Here is a 3,569-nt window from a genome sequence, read left to right as displayed (position 1 = left end):
TAACCACAGGAATAAGAAGTATGCAAAAGCAAAATAAGAAAAAATCAGTTAATGTTGGATTTAATCTTATTACAGAATCATTCATCTTATATTACTCTTTTATTTTAATTATTTTTATTTATTAAATAAATTAATTATTATTTTGCTTTATTATCCTAAATAAATTATTTTATCCCTTAATTATAGTTTTCAAGTGGCATACCACCATAATTTAAAGCATAGCTTACTTGTAGCCTCTATACTCACAATCTCTATACTACAACCTATACTATACTTGCAAATCCTCTACTTACAATCTTTCACTTAATTTTAACTACAATATTTTACTTGCAATCCTTGCAGTATTTTTTGACAATGCGTTTGACTTCATCTTGGTATTTTGGGGAATCGTAAAGGCGAAGACAAGCAAGGACATACAATTTGGATTGGTGTTTCGTTATAGGTATATTTTTAGGATTTGATAAGTATGTAAGTATGTATTTTTCTAGTTCCTCAAATTTTTCTCTACCAAGCATCGACAGCTCTATGCTACCGCCTCGAATAAACCCTAAATGTCGCATAAAGCTTGGTTGTTTTTCAAAAGATTGTTTGGGGTCTTCATAGCCTTTCTCTAGACAAAAAGCAAAGCCATATTCTTTTAGTAATTGTATTCTTGTATTACAACTTGGATTCCACAGCTCATCAAAATCAGCAAATATGGGTTGTGCAAACAACAAAGCAATAATGCCATTTTTTAGTATCTTTACCATTATTTCAACTCCCAAAAGTAGAGTTCTTTAACGATACAATCTAATTGCATTAAATAATTTGAGTTATCCAAAAATTCCTTTTCCTCTCCGCCCCATAAAGTTATATGTCCGCTAGCATCGCTCCAACCGCTAATTATCATTGCTATTACTCCATTTTTATCAAACTTTGAGAATTCATTATTATAGAAATTGATATTCTCCTGTTTTGTTTGCATTCTCTTAGGGTTATAGGGCTTATCAGCATTTCCCCAAACCTCTTGTAGCTGGAGTAACTTAATCATAAAATTAACACCTGTTAAATAATTGTGATTGTCCTCACCTTGAAGTATTGTAGCTTCTTCAAACCCCTTTGGTCTTTTTGCTTTATTTCTTGATAAATAGTTTTCAAGTGGCATACCACCTTTATTAAGTGCATAACTCACTTGTAAAGCACAAGTATTGATATAAGCATTAGAATCTCTATTAAATTCACTTTGAGCCTGTTTGCCAACTAGATTATACCTTGCTTGAGACGATAGATAAATTGCTTCTTCATAGGCATCTATGGCATTCTGCCCCTCACTAATTGCTTGTTGATAATATTCATTATATGCTCTATTTCCAACCTCATTTATTTCTCTATAAGCCTTACTTACATTACTCCAACTTGGTCTTTTGCACTTTATACTTGCACTTGTAGTGCCACAAGTAGCCCTCCATTCTACTACCACTTTCTACACTCCTTAAATATCTTTAAATATATTCTTTATCACTGCTTTATTATCTTTTACTCTACCATAAGCTGTAAAGTTTTGGTGATTTGAGGATTCTAAAACAATTTCTATTTCCTCATTATCTCTGCAATTTCTAGTAATAATATGCAAATTAATATCTTTATAATGTTTTGATGTGTCATTTAGTCTTATCTCATCGTCTCCATAAGAAAAATATATTTCTGTGATTTGCTTTTCTTCCTTGCTCTTCTCTAATGCTTCATAGACTAATCTATCATCATTACTTGCTAGTGTTGCTATTGGTTGTATAGTGGTGGGATACTCTTCATCTAAACTAGATTTATTAATATTACTTTCATTATTCTTATTAGATTTATTAATATCATTAATATATTCTTCTATCTCAAAGAATCCTTTAGCTCTACATTCTCCTTGTAAGATTAAAGGAGAGCCTTTATCAGTTAGCACTTGAGTAATAGGTTCATTCAAGATAACTTTTTTATTCTACTTTAAGTAAAGAAGAAGTAATAGATTCTGGGATATTTACAAGCTTAGTGCGAGGAGAAGGAATACCTACTATATTATTAAAACAACCAACTATACTTGCTTGTTTTAAATCATTAATTGTAATTACTCCTGCATTATTTATCTCTAATAAATCTTTAGTGCTTGATTGTAAGATTAACTTACCTTTATGGATACATTCTATTTTATCATCTTCTAATAATGGGTGAGGCAAGAGTATTCCTTAAAATATATTTTAGATATTAAGTTATTATATTATGTTTAAATATATTCTTTTTATATTTAATATATTCTTAAAGAAATTTATTTAATTGTGTTTTGTATGTTTAATATTTTATTTATACTTTCTATATTTTATACTTAACATATATTTCTCTTTAGATTCTTAAAGAAATATTTTATCTTTATATTTATACTCTCTAATTCTTTAGATTCTTAAAGAAATATTTTATCTTTATATTTATACTCTCTAATTCTTTAGATACTTAAAAGAATTATTTTGTTTTTAAACCCTATCTTAATTATTTAATGTTTCATATTTATTTGTATAAAAGATTTTAGATAGTTTAAGGTTATTTATAATATTTTAATTAAGTGCAAAATTATATAAATTCTACAACTTGATTAAAATCCTGTCGAGTTTTTGGATATTTTGGATTCTCTCTCCTGTAACCAAAACCTATCATCACAGAAACACCAAAATGTTTTAAATCAAATACTCCCTCATTTGCTAAAAGTTTATCCACTGCATCTTGCCCAAAACCTTCAATCGCACAAGAGTCTATACCCAAAAGTGCTGCAACACTCATCATATTGCCAAGTACAATGTAAGTTTGTTTGCACGCCCAATCAAAAATAGCCCTATCTGTTTGCAATAAGTTAAAATCTTTTTCTTGGAATTTTTTATAAAATTCACGCTTTATTTCTTGTATGTGAATAGGTAATTTTTGGACTTTTTGCATCATATCGCTAATATACTGACTATTTGCTAAAGTATCCTCTTTTCTACGTGCTAAAATAATTACAAAGCAACTTGCCTCTTTTAAAGCGTGTTTTCCACCCCAGCAAAGTGGTATCAATTTTTCTCTTATTGTTTTGTTTTGTAAAACAATAAATTTCCAAGGCTCAAAACCAAAAGAACTAGGACTTAATCTAGCACACTCTAAAATAGTATGTAAATCTTCATCACTAATAATTTTATTTGTATCAAATCTTTTGCACGCATATCGTAAGTTAAAAGCCTCAATGATAGCTTTATTACTTATACTTTTAGTAATATTTTGCATTTTATTTCCTTGTTATGTATAATAGCGATTTTAGCTCAAAGATTTTAAGTCTAACTTAAATATATTTTGTGTTATATTTTGTCATATTAAAAATCAATTTATGTAATAAAACAAATATTAAAATTTAATAAAAATTAAATAATGTAGGAAATTGAAGCTCTTTCAATCATTTTAGCTTAATACATAAGTATATATGAAGTGGCGTAATTCTTCACCGTCCTTGTAATCTTCCTATTATTAATTTTTATCAAAAAGGAGACTTCTATGAAAAGCAATAAATCTTTATGGCTTTTTAC

The 3,569-nt window shown here is 28.2% G+C and carries 5 protein-coding genes; all 5 read right to left on the bottom strand.

Annotation, left to right across the window (positions count from 1 at the left end; all coding sequences use genetic code 11):
• Positions 1-323: 323 nt before the first annotated feature.
• Positions 324-749, bottom strand: a complete 426-nt coding sequence (locus CQA44_RS11445; protein WP_115547342.1) for a hypothetical protein — start codon at positions 747-749, stop codon at positions 324-326.
• Positions 749-1,459 carry a type VI secretion system amidase effector protein Tae4 gene (locus tag CQA44_RS11440; protein ID WP_258865030.1) on the bottom strand — a complete coding sequence of 237 codons (711 nt, stop codon included), beginning with the start codon at positions 1,457-1,459 and terminating at the stop codon, positions 749-751. Before CQA44_RS11440 ends, CQA44_RS11445 begins: the two co-directional genes overlap by 1 nt.
• Before the next feature lie 12 nt (positions 1,460-1,471).
• Positions 1,472-1,951, bottom strand: a complete 480-nt coding sequence (locus CQA44_RS13335) for a hypothetical protein (protein WP_258865029.1) — start codon at positions 1,949-1,951, stop codon at positions 1,472-1,474.
• A 10-nt stretch (positions 1,952-1,961) separates the two neighbouring features.
• Positions 1,962-2,201, bottom strand: coding sequence for a hypothetical protein (locus tag CQA44_RS11430; RefSeq protein ID WP_181881899.1), 240 nt, complete (start codon positions 2,199-2,201; stop codon positions 1,962-1,964).
• 388 nt (positions 2,202-2,589) lie between these two features.
• On the bottom strand, positions 2,590-3,273 hold the full coding sequence (locus tag CQA44_RS11425; protein WP_115547341.1) for an NAD(P)H-dependent oxidoreductase: 684 nt from the start codon (positions 3,271-3,273) through the stop codon (positions 2,590-2,592).
• Positions 3,274-3,569: the final 296 nt, after the last annotated feature.

The sequence above is a fragment of the Helicobacter sp. MIT 14-3879 genome (genome assembly GCF_003364125.1).
The sequence above is the reverse complement of the archived record's forward strand: the minus strand, read 5'-3'. Positions and strand labels throughout refer to the sequence as shown.